Genomic DNA, 16,778 nt, shown 5'->3' on the forward strand with positions numbered 1-16,778 from the left:
AAAATTCAAAATTCATAATTCATAATTTCTTAAGGCTCCCTTCCCTGAGAGCCTTTTCTGAAATTTATTTTACCAGCAACATCTTTTTCAAAAGTCGTTTTTTCCCTGCTCTTAACTCGTAAAAATACAATCCGCCGGAAACCGGTTGACCGCTTTCGTTTGTGCCATCCCAGTTAATTTGGTGATAACCTTTTGAAATATGCCCATCGATTAGCGTGCGCACCTTTTGGCCGTTCATGGAATAAATATTAAGTTGTACATAGCCATCTTCCGGTAAGCCAAACTTAATGGTTGTATTGGGATTGAATGGATTAGGAAAATTACCGCTTAGTTCCACTTTTTCCGGAACCTGAACGGCAATTGCGAATGTTTGGGATGATTGTTTGGCCAGAGCGCCGCCGCTAACATGCACTGAAAGAATATTTGAAGTTGCCTGATCGCCATAAGAATCAGTAACGATACATTTTAAAGAAAAACTGTATGTTCTGGAAATGGTGATTTGCTGCTTATCCGGTCCGCTGGTTAAATACACCCACTGATTAGAGGGCGGAGCTAAAATGGTATTTCCTCCGTTTACTGAATATGGTTCCAGATCGTCCTTCCGTTCCCACCATTCGTAATCGGTGTAAGTCCCGCTGCCGCCGGAAGGATGTGCGGTGTAGGTACCACTTTGGCCAGAGTTGAGCGATGTTGGGCCGGTAATCGTTACTTCAAGAGGTTGTGGGGGAAATTGAGTGGGATCATTTATATACGTCTTTATGTTTTAATAAAACCATCTTTCTCGCGCTGGAATTGATTGTGTAATGTTGTCATCGGGATGTACTGCAGGTCCGCACGAAGGCCAGGAATAATTTCCATAAGATACATCTAAAAAATCGGGCCTCGAACTGTAATAATAAGAAATATCTTTCATTAAAAGATAAGGCCGCTCACCAGCAATATATGAATTGTTATGATTCCATGGATAATAAGGAATATTATCAATATACATTTCAAACCCATAAATATCAGTATCAGGAGTATATTCATAACCTAAGGGGGGATAAACAAACGGATCACTGTTTGCATTGCCATTATTGCATCCTAAAATATTACAATGTTTCGCATTGAGTAACCCTATAAAATAAAGATAATTTTCATCATCATTGTAAACTATATTTCTTACAAAAGTGTTGAATGGGCCATTCATTCCATGTTCATCATCTGCTTTAATATATTCTACATTATTTTCTTCAAATAAATTTGAATATGGAAAATTACCATGAATACAGATATCAGCCCCTTGAATCGGATAATTCCATTCCTGTTCTCTTGAATAATTATATGTAAAAACATTACAATTTGCACCTGCTTGAACAACCATTGAATGTCTTAACTTTCTAAAAATATTATTTTGTATAAGACAATTAGTTGTACTAAAATTTAATACAACTCCATAGCCAAACCCACCATCGCCTTTAAAATTTGCATCGTTTAAATAACAACCACTCACTTCTATACAGGAAGAATATCTAATATCAATATGATGACGGCATGTATAATTAAATTGAACACCTTTAACCCAACAATTAACCGCATAAATAAAGAAAATATTTGAACCGGTAGCATTAGTTGTATATCCATTATCATTTCTATTTATTGTTAATTTTTCAATCCCAATATTTTTAATAGTTTTTATTCTCCAAATTCTTAAGTTATTACCAAAACTATAATCTTTTGAAGCCTCATCTTTTAATTCAGCTGTATTCCCTTCAATATTAACTATTTGCGTTATTTGACCAATGCTGTGTTGAGCCCAGTCATCTGCTACTCCATGACTATACTCACATAATCTAATCCAATCGCCAACATTTAAATTATTAATTCCATTCCCGCTTATAATTTTTTCACCTTTTTGAATCCCTGAATTTAAATAAATTGGACCTAAATCTTGTTTTCCATAAATTTTAAAACAGTAATTATTTTTACCAACATAAAAATTTAATATGGTTTTATCTGACCCGTCTCCCTGGAAAATAATATTACTATCATTACTATCTACATTTATAGAAATTGTATTATTAAATGTATAGCTTCCGGCTGGGAAATATATTATAGATACTCCATTAGCATTTTCAGCATCTTTTATTGCGTTTTTTATTTCACCATCAAAATTAGAATCATTATCATCTCTGTATTTTGGAGCTGTAACATCAAAAACATGATCCGCATTGATAGGGTTATCCCAAATTAACCCAGCATTTGACCAGTTAACTCTACTTGATTCTGATATATGTCCCTGGTTATTCCATAAAGATTGCGCAACTAAATTAGAAAGTAATATAATAAAAACATAAATTGATATTCTTGTTAACATTTTTTTTAACCTCCAATTTAAAACTGCAATCCAAATAAAATATAAAAAGTATTTATTTTTGAATTTATTGGTGTAATATTATCAAACCAATAGTTTTTATCATTATTTATTAGATATCTAACATCTAATAAATAATATAAATAATGTATTTGAAAACCAATATTTAATAGAATATTAGAATTATTATTTCCAAAACCTAATTCTTGTAAAAATGAATAATCATATTTAAATGGTGAAGGATTATTTGGATCAAATACTTCTAAAAATTTCTTCTTTTTATATTTTGTAAAATCTATTAATGGTATTGAATATGATGGGCCTGCATATAATGATACGAAATATTTTTTTGTTAATAAAAAATTATACCTAAATTTCTAAAGTAAAAAATTTTAACAAAAAAATAGTATTGCCCTGTATTTACTAAGAGAATTATTTCCCCTAAATTTTAGAAAAATCTACCTAAAATTGCCATTATTTTACTCAATTCTTTTTCATTAGACGATTTTTCCTGTTACGAAACATTGAATTGGACGTACCTCGCCCTTTTATTCTTTTTAAAAAAATCAGACACAAAATTTTTATGAATCTTTGTTAATTTCTTACGTAAAACTCAAGGCGTCTATTCTTGAATCTATTTTAGACCACCAGCTCTTGTAATAATAAGAACTGTACATTCTTAGGTGTACTTGTCTGGCCGATTTGGTAATCTTTCCGGCTAATTGAATAAACCAGAGTCTAAAACTATGGGGCTCCTGGCGCCAGGCCTTCTCATCGGTTAATTTCCGAAACCAAACACTTATATTGTAAGCCAATACACTTAAAAGAAAAAATGTTTCATTTACCCAAAAATCTTTGGTCAAAATCATACCAGCATATAATTGATTTTTGACCGCCTCGATCCAGTTCTCGCTCTCTCCACGATCTCCATATAAATGATGTATATAAAGCGGGCTTTCTTCTATATTGGTGACATAACAAAAATAAGTATATTGTTTGTAAGGAAATAAACTGTCTTTTTCTACTATCTTCTCAAATTTACGTAACGCTACAAAACGTCTGGCCTTTGACCAACCTTGCGCACGATAATAAAATTCGCTCATCTCCCAACCTTCTAATTCCGGAATTGATTCCCAATCCTGGTCCTTTAGTAGATGTTCCAGATTTTTTAACTTGACTTTGACTAAATATTGAATCTGGCCGGAGTAACTTTCTAATAGGCTCAGAACTTTGTCATTAAAAAAGCCACTATCGGCACGGACAATTAAAAATCTTATTTGCTTGACTATCATAGAAAGCACCTGTTTTAAAAAGGCATCCGCATTATTGGCGGTGTAGGCATCCCCAGGTCGAAGCCAGGCCGCAATACACTCTTTGGTACTGTTGAGAAAAGCTAATAAGGGATGGTAGCTACGTTTGCCTTTATGCCTGGGATTAAATCCTTTTTTTGCACCTTCTTGTTTGCCATAGACCGTCTGAACCGTAGAATCCAAATCCAATATATCACGCTTTGTATGAAGTCTTCTATGAATCTTATTAGACAGAAAACCAATGACTTCTATTAATTGATTATTCTGACGAAAACTGAACTTTTTGAAACGATATCGGATCGTGTCAATATCCAAATGCCCATTGAGATCAAATAAGTGATGGATTAAAGGGTCTAAACTAAAATGTTCGATTTTTAAAAGACGATCCATACCGCCGAGTAAACCAAGAATCATTATATTGAAAATTTGAGCCAATGAATATTTTTGATTATGTCTTCCCTCTATGGTAAGTTTGGTTTCTATTAGTTTATCTATCCCTAACTTTTTCATGAATTTGTAAATTGGATATAAGCCGGAATAATTAGTTAAATTGCCGCCTGTAAAAGAAGTTTTGACACTTTTATGATTATTTTTTATTTTCATCTACAAGGTGCTCCTTTCTTTTGTTTTTTTGTTTTTGTAACTAACTTAATTTACAAATAATTGGAGCACCTTTCATCTTTTTTACATTAGAAATTTAGGTACTAATTTAAATTTTTAATCTTAACCAAACCAATCATCCCAACTTTTTACATTTATTCTAACAAATCGAAAAATTTTAATATCAAAACAGAAAAATTTTAAATTTATTTTGGTAAGCAGAATACGATAGATAGATAGATAGATAGATAGATAGATAGATAGATAGATAATTTGGTTGAATGGTTGAATGGTTGAATTTTAAAAGGCGTAATGGATTATTAAAAAATCGTTCAAAAAACAACAAGAAAAAAACTAAAAATCGTTTAAAAAGAATTTCTTGATTTTTCAACATCTTAAACATAAAAATTTGAGGTTCATTTTTGCTCATTGAAATTATACTAAAGATTGTAAAAAATGTCAAAAATTTTTGTGTATTTTTTCTCTATTTTTTTCGACCGCAACAAAATTAAACAATTGGCCGTTATGGGCTGGCTGGTGACTATGCGCCGTGTGCAATCCCGCCTGACCACAATAAATCGGGATCTCCGCTTAGCTCCGACCGGCGAGGCCCATTTGCTGGTGGATGAAGTGGACGTTTTGCCATTGGAAAGGGAAACGCTGGAAACAACTGCGGAAGGTTTGTCGCTCGCCGATCACGCGGATTGACTCAGATTCTTTTAATTTTTTTCTTTCTGCGAGCATCTGCGTAATCTGCGTGAATTACAGAGCTTACAGGCCCGGACTGAAATTTTGCTGCTCTCCGATCGCGCAGATTTACTCCTTTCACCGAAGGTTGTGAAATATTGGAGTTACAAGTTTTCTCTCTTCCTTCGAAATAACAAATCACCATTTTTAGAGCTAATTTATCTATTTTTAGCTCATGATCTATTTAATCCGTACTTAACCTATTTCCAGAAAATTCTTCAATATCTGCTCTCCCACCTTTCCGCTTTTTTCCGGATGAAATTGTACGGACAAAAAATTATCTTTTTGCAAGGCGGCGCTAAACGGGAGGATGTATTCGCTGCGGGCAATGGTAAAAGGACTTAGCTCGGCATAGTAGCCGTGCACAAAATAGACAAAACTTTCTTCCGGAACGCCGCGAAACAGCGGACCTTTTAAATTTGAAACGGAATTCCAGCCCATGTGCGGAACCTTGTCCTCCGGCGGAAATCGTTTAACTTCTACGGGAAAAATTCCCAGCCCCGGTGTGTCGTTTTCTTGCGAGTGCTGGCACAAAAGCTGCAAACCCAGACATATTCCCAGCACGGGCTGCTTCAATCGTCGCAGTATATCGTCTAATCCATGGGCTTTTAAATAACGCATGGCCGTACTGGCCTCCCCTACTCCCGGAAAGATAACGCGGTCTGCATTTTGCAAATATGCCGGATCATCTGTCACCTGCGGCTCAATGCCCAGTCGCTGCAAAGCCAGGGTAACCGAATGAATATTGCCGGCGTTGTATTTGACAATGGCCACCTTCATCACAACACCCCTTTTGTGCTGGGTATTTCCATTCTTTCTGCATCACGCTTTACGGCCTGTTTAAGCGCCCTACCAAAGGCTTTAAAAACCGCTTCTATTTTGTGGTGCTCGTTTTCGCCTTTTACTTTTATATGTAAGGCACATTTGGCGCTTTCGGCAAACGATTTAAAAAAATGCTCAAATAATTCCGTGGGCATATCGCCAATTTTTTCACGGCGAAATTTGGCCTTCCAGACCAGGGTGCTACGCCCGCAAAAATCAATGGCCACGCGGGCTAACGATTCGTCCATGGGCAACACAAAACCGTAACGTTGAACACCACGCATATCGCCCAGACCTTTACGCACGGCTTCTCCTAAAACCAGAGCGGTATCTTCCACCAGATGATGCTCATCCACGTGCAAGTCGCCCTGTAAAGTACCGCTCAAATCAAATCCGGCGTTTTTGGCAAACAATTCCAGCATGTGGTCAAAAAATCCAATACCGGATTGTAAAGCGAACATACCGTTACCATCAAGATTAAGCCTGAGTTCAATCTGCGTTTCTCTGGTCTTGCGTTCAACGGCAACCACGCGGCGCTTCAATTTCAAAAAGCGGTAAACCTCTCGCCAATCGGTTGTGCACAAATCCGCATCAGGATTTGATTCTTCCGATAGGAATATGGCACGGGCTCCCAGATTTTTTGCCAGCCGCACATCGCTTTCACGATCGCCAATGACAAAGGAATTCGCCAGGTCGTAATCACCTTGCATGTAGTGCGTTAGCATGGCTGTGCCAGGTTTGCGTGTCGGAGCATTATCCTGCGGAAACGTCCGATCAATCAAAATGTCTTTGAACTCTATGCCTTCGCTGGCCAGAACGCGCAACATTAAATGGTGTACTGGCCAGAAGGTCTCTTCCGGAAAGCTCTGCGTTCCAAGCCCATCCTGATTGGTCACCATGACTAGTTCAAAATCAAGTTCCCGGGCAATTTTCTTTAAAGAAGAAATAACATTGGGTAAAAAATCCAATTTTTCAAATGAATCGATCTGCTCGTCTTCCGGTTCCTTAATGATGGTTCCGTCACGATCGATAAAAAGAACACGTTTCACAGTTACCTCCGGGGAGTTTTTTTAATTACGAATTACGAATTACGAATTACGGATTTTGGGTAAGATGTGCCACGAAATCAAGCCAGTCATCGTTAAAATCCTTTTGCTTAAATTTTAATTCGTAATTAACTAATTCACAATTCCTCTCTTAAACGCTTGCACATTTAAGCTCAAATTCTTCCAATCGTTCGATCAGTTTTCTATTCTCTTCTTCCGTGCCTACGGTAATGCGCAGGCAGTTTTCGCAGTGCAGTTGATTGGTCCGATCACGAACGATAATGCCGCCTTCCATCAAAAAGCGGTACGCCTCGCGGGCGCGCTCGAAACGCACCAGCAAAAAATTGGCGTCCGACGAAAATACCTTTTGTACGATTTTAAGTTTTTCCAGATTTTCTTTTAACCAGCGACGCTGGGCTAAAATTTTAGCCAGCTGTTCGTTTTTTTGATCGACGTTTTCCAGCAGGTCAAGCGCCACCTTTTGAGTAAGACCGTTGACATTGTAGGGCATTTTAATCTTGTTTAACCAATGAATGATCTTCGGATCGGCAAAAGCCATCCCCAGGCGAATGGTTGCGCTGCCCCATGCTTTGGAAAAGGTGCGCAAAACAACCAGATTCGGATATCGATTAATCAGGGACAAAACGCTTTTATCTGGCGCAAAATCGATGTACGCCTCATCCACAATCACGATTTTTCCTGAATTTTCCAGAAGCCAGACAATGTCTTCCTGCGGAAAAACATTACCGGTGGGATTGTTCGGCGAGCAGACAAAAACCAGTTTGACCTGGCCGCTTAACGTCCGCTCAACAACCTCCCGATCCATTTCAAAGTCGGGCGTCAATGGCGCTTCCACCACTTTCAAATCATTAATTTGCGCGCTCACCGTGTACATGCCATAGGTCGGCGGCATGACCAACACCGCATCTTTTGCCGGTTGACCAAAAACGCGCAGCAGTAGATCGATGGCCTCGTCGCTGCCGTTGCCTAAAAAGATCTGTTCTGATTTCACACCTAACCAGGAAGCAATTTTCTCCTTCAACTTCTTCTGATAAGGATCGGGATAACGATTTAAAACGCTTTGCGTCAACGGAGCTCCATAAGCGTTTTCATTGGCATCCAAAAAGACCATGGCCGCGCCAGAAAACTCATCGCGCGCCGAGGTGTAAGGTTTTAGTCGTTTAATATTTTCTCTGACCAGTTTGTCCGGATTAAACGTCATTCCCTTCTCCGTTTTTGTTGTCCTTGGCAAGCAGTTTAGAAATTTTATCCAGCCGGATGGTAACCGCTCGCCTGTGCGCCTCCAGACCTTCGGCCTCGGCCAGTTCCATAATCGCGCGACCAATGGCGCGTAAACCGCTTTCAGAAATCTTCTGGAACGAAATAACTTTCATGAAGCTTTCCAGCGACACCCCGCTGTAGCTAAACGCATAGCCATGGGTAGGCAAAGTGTGATTGGTTCCGGAAGCGTAATCGCCGGCCGCTTCAGGCGTCCATGGGCCAATAAAAACCGAACCGGCGTTAACCACTTTTTCCGCCAGCTCCTCGGCGTCTTCGGTAACAATGATCAAATGCTCCGGAGCGTAGGCGTTAGATAACTCAATGGCCTGTGCGCTATTTTCCACCAGAAAAATGCGAGAATTCTGAAACGCCAGCCGGGCGGTCTTGGCCCGCGGCAGAGTTTGCAGCTGCTGTTCAAGCGCTTGCTGAACCTTACTGATTAAGGTCTCGTCTGTTAAAATGAGCATCACCTGACTGTCAATGCCGTGTTCTGCCTGGGAGAGCAAATCGGCTGCAATAAAATCGGCATTAGCCGTGTGATCGGCAATAACGGTCACCTCCGATGGTCCCGCAGGCAGGTCAATGCCCACGCCATCCATGCTCACCAGTTGTTTGGCCATGGTAACAAAGCGGTTGCCCGGCCCGAATATTTTGTACACAGAAGGAATGCTTTCCGTACCGTAAGCCATGGCGGCAATGGCCTGGGCGCCTCCGGCTTTAAAAACTTTTGTAATGCCCAGACTGCGCGCAATGTGCAAAATAGCCGGATGAACCGAAGCTTCTTTATTGGGCGGCGTACAGACAACGATTTCCCGGCAACCGGCAAGACTGGCCGGAACGGCCAACATCAAAAAAGTGGAGATTAACGGCGCCGTGCCACCCGGAATGTAAAGCCCTACTTTTTCGATGGGCACCGCCTTGCGCCAGCACCATACGCCCGGCGAAGTTTCGATGTAATTTTCGATGGGCTTTTGCGAACGATGAAATTTTTCGATATTAGATCGCGCCACATCGATCGCTTCTTTCAGTTTTAAAGAAAGACTGTCGCTGGCCTGCGCCCATTCCTCTTCAGAAACGGTCACCGAGTCCAGTTCGACCTTGTCGTAATGTCTGGCAAACTGGATCAGGGTCTGGTCGCCCTGTGTTTTTACATTATTGATGATCTGAACCACCTTCTGGCGTAATTCTTCCTGATCCGTCTGCGGCCGCTTCAATAATTCCGGCCATTGCTCCTTTGCAGGATATTTAAATACTTCCATCTTTTTCCTTTCTTATACTATCATTTTTTCAATGGGAATAACCAGAATGCCCTGCGCCCCGTTCTGCTTTAGCCGCTCGATGATTTCCCAGAACTCTTTTTCGCGAATAACCGAATGTAACGAGCTCCAGCCCTCCTTTGCCAGGGGCATCACCGTCGGACTTTTCATGCCGGGCAAAATCTGGCAAATGGTTTCGATTTTCTCATTGGGCACATTGAGCAAAATGTACTTGTAATCCTTTGCCTTGAGTACCGCTTTAATGCGGAAGATCAACTGTTCTAACAGGGCGCGTTTTTCGGCATCCATCCCGGGATGGGCAATCAAAACCGCCTCTGAATGCAAAACCGTTTCCACTTCTTTCAGGCTATTGCTTAATAAGGTACTGCCAGTGCTGACAATATCAAAAATAACATCGGCCAGGCCAATGGAAGGAGCGATTTCTACCGATCCATTAATCTCATGAATCTCCGCCTGCACGTGGTTTTCCTGCAGATATTTTGATAGAATTCTGGGAAAGGATGTGGCGATTTTCAAACCATTTAAGTCTGCCAGCCCCTTGTAATCCATCTCTTTGGGAACGGCAATGCTCATCCGGCAGCGGGCAAACCCCAGACCTTCCACAATTTCCACTTCACGATCCTTCTCAAACACCACATTGGCGCCAACAATACCCACGTGGGCGATGCCGTCCGCCACACATTCCGGAATATCGTCGTCTCTTAAATACAAAATTTCAAGCGGAAAGGTACTGGAAACGGCCTTCAACTTTCCCTTACCACCGTTACCGATTTGAATTCCGCACTCTTCCAGTAACCTAAGCGTTTTCTCACTCAATCTTCCTGATTTTTGAACCGCTAATGTCAGCAACCTTGTCTCCCTTTCTTAAAAATGGTTAAACTTTAAAACCTGACGCATTCATTCCCTAAAAACGAAAAAACCCGATTCGCAATGAACCGGGTTTTCTATTTTACAATATTCAGACGTAATTTGCCGGCGTCATTGCGCTCCTTTAATAAAGGAATGATGAATATGACCACAATGTGTGTGATTTAATTTCTTGCGCACCGGCATTGCCTTTTTCTCTCTTTTTTTGTGCTCAAATGTACGGCAACTGAATAATTATGTCAAATATTTTTTTAATATGCGTTTTAATGTGTTTACAAAATTCTCGATATCCTGTTCGGTGGTGTCAAAGGAGGTCATCCAGCGCACCTCATGAGCGGCGGCATTCCAGATATAAAAAAAGTACTCTTTTTTCAAGGGCTCAATGATCTGTGGGGGCACCACGGCAAACACGCCGTTGGTTTGCACCGCTTGCGTTATCGTTATTTGCGGAATTTCTTTGATTCTTTCAGCAAGCATCTGCGCCATGCGATTGGCCTGACGCGCGTTTTTCAACCACAAATCGTCTTTCAGGTAGGCATCAAATTGAGCGGCGATGTAACGCATCTTGGAATGTAATTGCATGCCCTGCTTACGAATATATTTAAAATCTTGCTGAAAAAGAGGATTAAAAATCAGCACCGCCTCGCCGAACATCAGGCCGTTCTTTGTGCCGCCAAACGACAGCACGTCCACGCCGGCATCCACGGTAAAGGACTTAAACGGCAGATCCAGACAGGCCGCGGCATTGGCCAGACGGGCGCCGTCCATGTGCAAACGCATGTTGTTCGCCTTTGCAAAACGGGCAATGGCTTTAATTTCTTCCACGGTATAAACGGTGCCCATTTCCGTGGGCTGCGTAATGGATATCACCGCCGGCTGAACGTGATGTTCAAAGTTAAGCATGCTCAAAAAGGGCTCCAGTTGTTCAACACGTAGCTTTCCGTCTTTCGTTTTAATGGGCATTAATTTGCAGCCTGTGAATTTTTCCGGAGCGCCGCACTCGTCCACGTAAATGTGAGCGGTTTCTGCGCAGAGCACGGCCTGATAGGGCTTAAGTAAAACCTGTAAGCCGGTTACGTTGGCGCCCGTGCCGCCGTAAACAAAATAGACCCCGGTCTGCCCCCCAAAATGTTCTTTAAACCGTTCCGTGGCGCGCATGGTGTAAGGATCGTCGCCATAACCGATCTCATGGCCCACATTGCAGTCCTGCAGGGCCTTCATCACTTGTGGATGTACGCCTGCATTATTGTCGCTGGCAAAACTGCGTTTTATTTCCATAGTCGTTCCTCAGATAGTTGAATGGTTGAATGGTTCACCGAATGAATGGCGTTCCATTGCACGTGACCGTTCATTCTGACCGATTTATGATTTATGATTGACGGCCAGACGGGCCCCTCAGCCGGGCATTGTTCACTGCTTCACTACTCTTAATTCTTGAGTTCTCTCTAAAAAAGGTATTTTTTCCCATTCCAGCAAAGGCCCCTTTAAAAGATTTTTCTCCCGCCCGGGCAGGATCGAAATGACAAGTCACGCTTCTTAGAACAAACTCATCCTTAATTCATAATTCATAATTCGTAATTCGTAATTCGTAATTGATATTCCCTTCCCCTAATTCTATTTTAATTAAACATTGTTCAGGTCTTTAAAAATCCGTGTATTCGAGTAAAACCTTTACAATCCGTTCCAGCCCAATACGATCCGCTTCGCTAAAGCGCTTCAACATGGGAGAATCGATATCCAGCACGCCCAGCATTTTTCCGTTTTTGATCATGGGCACAACGATTTCCGAATTGGAAGCGCTGTCACAAGCAATGTGCCCGGGGAATTGATGCACATCGTCAACGATGAGCGTTTTTTCCTTTTTAACGGCCGTGCCGCACACGCCGCTGCCCACCTTAATGCGCACACAGGCCGGCTTTCCCTGAAACGGCCCCAGCACCAGTTCATCTTCCCTTTTCAACAAATAGAAGCCAGCCCAGTTGATATTCTCCATAGAATAAAACAACAAGGCCGAAAGATTGGCCATGTTGGCGATCGCATCGCGCTCATCTTCGACCATGGCTCTGGCCTGACGGTACAAAAGCTCGTAAAATACTTCTTTAGATAAATTCGCTAAATCTGGAACTTCGATCATCTCGTTTCTCCGTTCAATCAACCGCGAAAAGGTAAGAATGAATGGGCAAAGATGCAATTTTGATCCGGGGCCAGTCCATGCCAACGTCGATTCTATTTTCGTTTTGTTGGTTAAAACGTCATATAGCGCCAAAAATCAGCCTGATATTCCAGGGCAGCGCAGCCGTAACCAAAAAACATTTTTGCAGGGGGATAAGCAACCACTGAGGGCGCAGAGAAGTCACAAAGTGCGCAAAGAATGTAAAAATTAAAAATAGTTTTTTATTGCTCGTAATTGCCCTCACCCCCTTTAATTCCCCCTCTCCCAGAATAAAAGTCTGGGAGAGGGGGAAGTTTCGCATGGCAGATTATTTCCAACGGTGTAAAGAACTCTCGCGCTGGTCAGTTTCGTGCAAAGGCGGGAAGAGGAGTGCCAGGCCGGCGACCATTCAATTTTGAACCAGGATTTACTTGATTTCGGGATTTCTAAGATTTGCTTTTTGTGGTTACGAAATTTCGCCTTAAATTTGAGTGCAAATTTACACGAGTGAAAAAAATCAAGTTAATCCTGTAATCATATTAATCAAGGTTCAAAAACTACCTCAAAACCTCAAAACTCTTATACTCTTATACTCTTATACTCATACACTTTTTTTGCCCAAAGGTGGCAGGAAATGCCCGGAGTGGCCCTCTCCCCCTTTAATTCCCCCTCTCCCAGAATAAAAGTCTGGGAGAGGGGGAAGTTTCGCATGGCAGATTATTTCCAACGGTGTAAAAAATTCCGAGCTGGCCAGTTTCACGCAAAAGCAGGAAGAAATGCCAGGCTGGTAGCCAATTAAATTTGAACCAGGATTTACTTGATTTCGGGATTTCTAAAATTTGCTTTTTGTGGTTACGAAATTTCGCCTTAAATTAGAGAGCAAATTTACACGAATGAAAAAAATCAAGTTAATCCTGTAATCATATTAATCAAGGTTCAAAAACTACCTCAAAACCTCAAAACTCTTATACTCTTATACTCTTATACTCATACACTTTTTTTGCCCAAAGGTGGCAGGAAATGCCCGGAGTGGCCCTCTCCCCCTTTAATTCCCCCTCTCCCAGAATAAAAGTCTGGGAGAGGGGGAAGTTCTGTACGTGGACAGTTTTTCCCTAAGGTGTAATGGATACCTGCGTTCTAATGAATGATACGTCTTTGTGTCAGGAATTTTCTGGGCAGGTCTCTTAGCCTGCAGAGTGGAATGAGGAATGACATTTTGGCCCCCATTCAACCATTCAACTAATCAACCATTCAACTAATCAACCATCCAACTATTCAACAACGCCCTGCTTTGGCTTCCTGTGGATTGCATGGAACTTTTCCTCTCATTTGATCAGTCCTGCCTGGTAAACAGCGGCCTGAACTTGTAGCCATAGACGATGGGGCCGGCATCGCCCTCTTCGTAGATTTTGCGCACCACCATTTCAACGGGCATGCCCACGGCCACTTCATCAACATCCACATCGGTCAATTGAGCCGTTACGCGCACGCCCTCCTCCAGTTCCACAATGGCCACCACATACGGCGCCTGCCCCTCAAAGCGATCGGAAGTCTGGTAGAGCAACGAATGGCTGTACACTCTGCCGGTTCCCTTAAATCGGTAAGCGGACATAGAACGAGACTTACAGGCCGGACAGACGGCGCGCGGCGGAAAATATAGTTGGCCGCATTGCTCGCATTTTGCGCCTTGCAGATGATACCTTTGATTGCGCAATCGCCAGTAACGTGGTATATCCATGATTTTTTTCCTGTGATTTGTAAGTTAAATTAACTGGACCTCATCTCGCACGAAACTCATAACGATTACTCGTTTCTCTCCCAATTTTGGGGAACAGGGATAAAGGGAACGAAGACCGAACGCCCCCTTTCCTTAGCTGCAGCGCTCGCTCAACTCTTCCCCTTCAGAATCGTGGTCACCACCGTTGCGCCTGTACCGCCGATATTCTGCGTCATTCCATAGCGCGGCCTGGCCACCTGAATGGCGGAAGGCGCCTCGCCGCGTAACTGCATGGTTGCTTCCACCACCTGGTAAATGCCGGTTGCGCCCACGGGATGTCCTCTGCCCTTTAAGCCGCCCATGGTACAGATAGGCAACCGACCGTCGATGGCAAAATAGCCATTGTCGGCATGCTTTAAGGCCTCCGTGGCGATCATAAAACCGCTGGCTTCAATGGACAGCGCGGTCATGATGCTAAAGGCATCGTGCGGTTCAAAAAAGCTGATCTCTCGCGGCGTAAGGCCTGCCGTTTTAAAGGCCCGTTGCGCGCTCATCTGAACGCCTTGCAACATAAGCAGGTTTTTCCGATCATGCAATGCAACACTATCCGTACCCACCTCGCAGGCCAGCACCTCCACAAGCCGCCGATCGTTCTTTTGTAATTCATCCAGCGGCGCCAGAATAACGGCGGCCGCCCCATCGGCAATGGGACTGGAATCGAGCAGATTGATGGGCTCGGCAATCATCTTTGCCTTCAGGTACTGTTCAACGGAAATCGGCTGGCGAAACATGGCATGGGGATTGTACTGCGCATTATGATGAGCCAACACCGGAAAATGAGCAAACGGCTCTTTGGTCAGCTTATGTTCAAACATAAAGCGTTGTTTGATCAGCGCATTCAGAGCCACAAAGGTCAGCCCCAGCGAAGTTTCAAAATCGGCGTCGGCCGCTGTGGCCAGCGCGCCGGTAGAATGCCATCCGGCGTGCTCGGTCAATTTTTCCACGCCCACCACGGCAACGCATTTTTTTTGTCCGCTGGCAATGGCCAGTACGCCCTGCCTGAAAGCGGCAGCGCCGGAAGCGCAGGCGCCCTCCACTTTAACGGCCTCTATTCCGGCAAATCCGGCAAAATCGGCGATCAAAGCGCCCAGATGCTCCTGTTCGCTCAACACACCGCCCAACATGTTGCCCACATACAAACCGTCGATTTCATTGCGCTGGGCGTCGTCCAGCGCTTGCCACAGGGCGTCAACCGCCAGCTCGCGCAATGAACGATCCCAGTGTTCACGTACGGGCGTTTGCCCGATTCCAATAATCGCTACTCTCTTCATATTCCTGCCATTGGTTTAACGCTTTTTGATACCAACCCAAATAGATTTCATGGCGCCAATCCGGAACGCCGATAGAACAAAGGCAGCCATTAATCAAACTTAACCTCTTAAACTCCTGTACACTTTCACCGTATTTGTCCCAATAAAGAGTTCAACTCTTCCGAATCTTATCACGAAAGCGCGCGTACTGACTGTAATCGATGAATCGGGCGCGCTCAATGTAATTGGCGGTCAATGGCGCGCGGTTTCGTCGTTCAACGATTTTTTCGCTTACTTCAAAACAAAAGGCATCGCTGCCGGCGCCTGAACCAAAGCTGACTGTCAGAATCAGATCGCCAGGGCGGGCCTCATCCAGAATGGCCGTTAAGCCCAGCATCGCTGATCCGGCATAGGTGTTACCAATCTGCGGAGCGAGTAAACCCGCGTTGTATTGTTCCTGAGTAAAGCCCAGTTTTGCGGCGATCTTTTCCGGAAATTTTTGATTTGGTTGATGGAAGACGGCAAAGCGGAAATCTTGCGCTTTTAAGTTCAATGCTTCCATTAATGTGGCGGCGGCCGTCCCGATATGGTGAAAATAAGCCGGTTCGCCGGTAAAGCGATTGCCGTGCTCCGGGAATTTTTGATGATTGCGGCGAAAAAAATCGGGCGTGTCTGTTACGTAACTGTAGGCGCCTTTTAGAACGGCCAGCGCAATTTCTGCCGCGCCCATAATAAAAGCTGCGCCGCCTGCAGCCGCGGTGTATTCCAGCGCATCGCCCGGCCGCCCCTGGGCCGTGTCCATGCCAATGGCCAGCGCATAGTCGGCCATCCCGCTGCCCACGTAGCCGATGGCGGCCTGCATGGCTTCGGTGCCCGCCTTGCAGGCAAATTCAAAATCACCGGCCGTGTTCGCCGGAGCAATGCCCAACGCCTGAGCCACCACCGTTCCGCTGGGCTTGACCGCATACGGATGCGATTCGCTACCGATCCACACGGCGCGAATCTTTTGCGGTTCAATTCCCGCCCGCAACAAGGCGTTTTGCCCGGCTTCGATGCTCATGGTAATCGTGTCCTCATCTAAGCCTGGCACGCTTTTCTGTTTTACAGGTAATTGATTGCCCGTCTGCTCTCCCCGCCACACGGCGGCGATGGTTTTGCTTTTAATGCGGTAACGAGGAACATAGGCGCCGTAACCGACAATCCCAATGCCGCGTTCGGGCTTCATGACTGTTTGCATTTTTTTACGTTTTCCTGACAACTGAGACAAACCACTTCTTTAAATTTGAGCTGGTTGAA

15 protein-coding genes are annotated in these 16,778 nt (G+C 43.6%); 2 read left to right on the top strand and 13 right to left on the bottom strand.

Annotated elements, in window-relative coordinates:
• Positions 1 to 64: 64 nt before the first annotated feature.
• From Cabys_RS11020 to Cabys_RS11030, 3 genes are all read right to left on the bottom strand, one after another.
• Positions 65 to 532 (bottom strand): FlgD immunoglobulin-like domain containing protein, encoded by a 468-nt coding sequence (locus tag Cabys_RS11020; protein WP_006930513.1) that lies wholly within the window; start codon positions 530 to 532, stop codon positions 65 to 67.
• A 231-nt stretch (positions 533 to 763) separates the two neighbouring features.
• Entirely contained in the window at positions 764 to 2,356 is a 1,593-nt protein-coding gene (locus Cabys_RS11025) for a glycosyl hydrolase family 28-related protein (protein WP_006930514.1), read from the bottom strand.
• A 599-nt stretch (positions 2,357 to 2,955) separates the two neighbouring features.
• Positions 2,956 to 4,266, bottom strand: a complete 1,311-nt coding sequence (locus Cabys_RS11030; RefSeq protein WP_006927461.1) for an IS1380 family transposase — start codon at positions 4,264 to 4,266, stop codon at positions 2,956 to 2,958.
• Positions 4,267 to 4,719: 453 nt separating this feature from the next.
• On the opposite strand from Cabys_RS11030, the gene Cabys_RS11040 reads away from it, so the two are divergent.
• Entirely contained in the window at positions 4,720 to 4,971 is a 252-nt protein-coding gene (locus Cabys_RS11040) for a hypothetical protein (protein ID WP_006930515.1), read from the top strand.
• 234 nt (positions 4,972 to 5,205) lie between these two features.
• Here Cabys_RS11040 and hisH read toward each other — a convergent pair whose 3' ends face one another.
• From hisH to Cabys_RS11075, 7 genes are all read right to left on the bottom strand, one after another.
• Positions 5,206 to 5,790 (bottom strand): imidazole glycerol phosphate synthase subunit HisH, encoded by a 585-nt coding sequence (hisH, locus tag Cabys_RS11045; RefSeq protein ID WP_006930516.1) that lies wholly within the window; start codon positions 5,788 to 5,790, stop codon positions 5,206 to 5,208.
• Positions 5,790 to 6,881: a bifunctional histidinol-phosphatase/imidazoleglycerol-phosphate dehydratase HisB gene (hisB, locus tag Cabys_RS11050; protein ID WP_006930517.1), complete on the bottom strand. Its 1,092-nt coding sequence runs from the start codon at positions 6,879 to 6,881 to the stop codon at positions 5,790 to 5,792. Before hisB ends, hisH begins: the two co-directional genes overlap by 1 nt.
• A gap of 148 nt (positions 6,882 to 7,029) precedes the next feature.
• Entirely contained in the window at positions 7,030 to 8,100 is a 1,071-nt protein-coding gene (gene hisC / locus Cabys_RS11055) for a histidinol-phosphate transaminase (RefSeq protein WP_006930519.1), read from the bottom strand.
• Positions 8,090 to 9,418, bottom strand: a complete 1,329-nt coding sequence (gene hisD / locus Cabys_RS11060; protein ID WP_006930521.1) for a histidinol dehydrogenase — start codon at positions 9,416 to 9,418, stop codon at positions 8,090 to 8,092. The genes hisC and hisD overlap by 11 nt, the downstream gene beginning before the upstream one ends.
• A 12-nt stretch (positions 9,419 to 9,430) precedes the next feature.
• On the bottom strand, positions 9,431 to 10,285 hold the full coding sequence (hisG, locus tag Cabys_RS11065) for an ATP phosphoribosyltransferase (protein WP_006930523.1): 855 nt from the start codon (positions 10,283 to 10,285) through the stop codon (positions 9,431 to 9,433).
• Between the two features lie 252 nt (positions 10,286 to 10,537).
• Positions 10,538 to 11,581, bottom strand: a complete 1,044-nt coding sequence (locus Cabys_RS11070) for a threonine aldolase family protein (RefSeq protein WP_006930525.1) — start codon at positions 11,579 to 11,581, stop codon at positions 10,538 to 10,540.
• Positions 11,582 to 11,945: 364 nt separating this feature from the next.
• On the bottom strand, positions 11,946 to 12,437 hold the full coding sequence (locus tag Cabys_RS11075) for a GAF domain-containing protein (protein WP_006930527.1): 492 nt from the start codon (positions 12,435 to 12,437) through the stop codon (positions 11,946 to 11,948).
• Between the two features lie 37 nt (positions 12,438 to 12,474).
• Between Cabys_RS11075 and Cabys_RS19815 the strand changes: the two genes are divergently transcribed.
• Complete coding sequence (locus Cabys_RS19815; RefSeq protein ID WP_150125332.1) at positions 12,475 to 12,687, top strand: hypothetical protein; 213 nt, start codon at positions 12,475 to 12,477, stop codon at positions 12,685 to 12,687.
• Between the two features lie 1,101 nt (positions 12,688 to 13,788).
• On the opposite strand, the gene Cabys_RS11085 is transcribed toward Cabys_RS19815, so the two are convergent.
• The 3 genes from Cabys_RS11085 to Cabys_RS11095 all read right to left on the bottom strand — a co-directional run bounded on the left by Cabys_RS11085 (position 13,789) and on the right by Cabys_RS11095 (position 16,719).
• The gene (locus Cabys_RS11085; protein ID WP_006930529.1) at positions 13,789 to 14,193 is read right to left on the bottom strand and encodes a Zn-ribbon domain-containing OB-fold protein; all 405 of its coding nucleotides are present in this window, start codon (positions 14,191 to 14,193) and stop codon (positions 13,789 to 13,791) included.
• A 149-nt stretch (positions 14,194 to 14,342) separates the two neighbouring features.
• A complete protein-coding gene (locus Cabys_RS11090; RefSeq protein WP_006930530.1) occupies positions 14,343 to 15,503 on the bottom strand; it encodes a thiolase domain-containing protein in 1,161 nt (386 codons plus the stop codon).
• Positions 15,504 to 15,654: 151 nt separating this feature from the next.
• A complete protein-coding gene (locus tag Cabys_RS11095; RefSeq protein WP_006930532.1) occupies positions 15,655 to 16,719 on the bottom strand; it encodes a hydroxymethylglutaryl-CoA synthase in 1,065 nt (354 codons plus the stop codon).
• Positions 16,720 to 16,778 lie beyond the last annotated feature (59 nt).

The organism is Caldithrix abyssi DSM 13497 (assembly GCF_001886815.1).
GTDB classification, from domain to species: Bacteria; Calditrichota; Calditrichia; order Calditrichales; family Calditrichaceae; genus Caldithrix; species Caldithrix abyssi.